The following is a 665-nucleotide window of genomic DNA, read 5'->3' on the forward strand; positions in this document are numbered from 1 at the left end:
TGGGCCTGGATCACTTCGCGCAGGTACGCCGGGTCGCGATGCCCGCCCGGACGGGCCATCACCAGCCGCGCGCCGCTGAACAGCGGCCAGAAGAACTCCCACACCGACACGTCGAAGCTGAACGGGGTCTTTTGCAACACCGCGTCCGCGGCGGTCAAAGCGTATTCGTCCTGCATCCACAGCAGGCGGTTGACCACCGCGCCGTGCTCGTTCATCACGCCTTTGGGCAGGCCGGTCGAACCCGAGGTGTAGATGACATAGGCCAGGTGGTTGGCATGCAAGCCTTCAACCTGCGGATTATGGGTGGGCTGCGTCGAGAACCCTTGCGCCTCATCCAGCAGCAGGGTTCGCGCCTGGGTAGCCGGCAGGCTGACCTGCAACGCGCGCTGGGTCAGCACCACCATGGGCGCGCTGTTTTCCAGCATGTAGGCCAGGCGCTCATGCGGATAATCCGGGTCCAGCGGCACATACGCCGCGCCGGCCTTGAGGATCCCCAGCAGGCCCGCGACCATGTCCAGGCTGCGATCGGCACAGATCGCCACGCGGTCATCCGGGCGAATGCCCAGTTCCAGCAGGCGATGGGCAATCTGGTTGGCGCGTGCATTGAGTTGCGCGTAGCTCAGCTGCGCCTCGCCAGCCACCACCGCCACAGCGTCCGGGCAGGC

General features: G+C 66.3%; 1 protein-coding gene. It reads right to left on the minus strand.

Annotated elements, in window-relative coordinates:
• Positions 1-665 (minus strand): AMP-binding protein (locus tag HU767_RS28550; protein ID WP_186731114.1); only part of this gene is annotated, 665 nt, incomplete at both ends.

The organism is Pseudomonas sp. SWRI179, from assembly GCF_014268705.1.
GTDB lineage: Bacteria > Pseudomonadota > Gammaproteobacteria > Pseudomonadales > Pseudomonadaceae > Aquipseudomonas > Aquipseudomonas zanjanensis.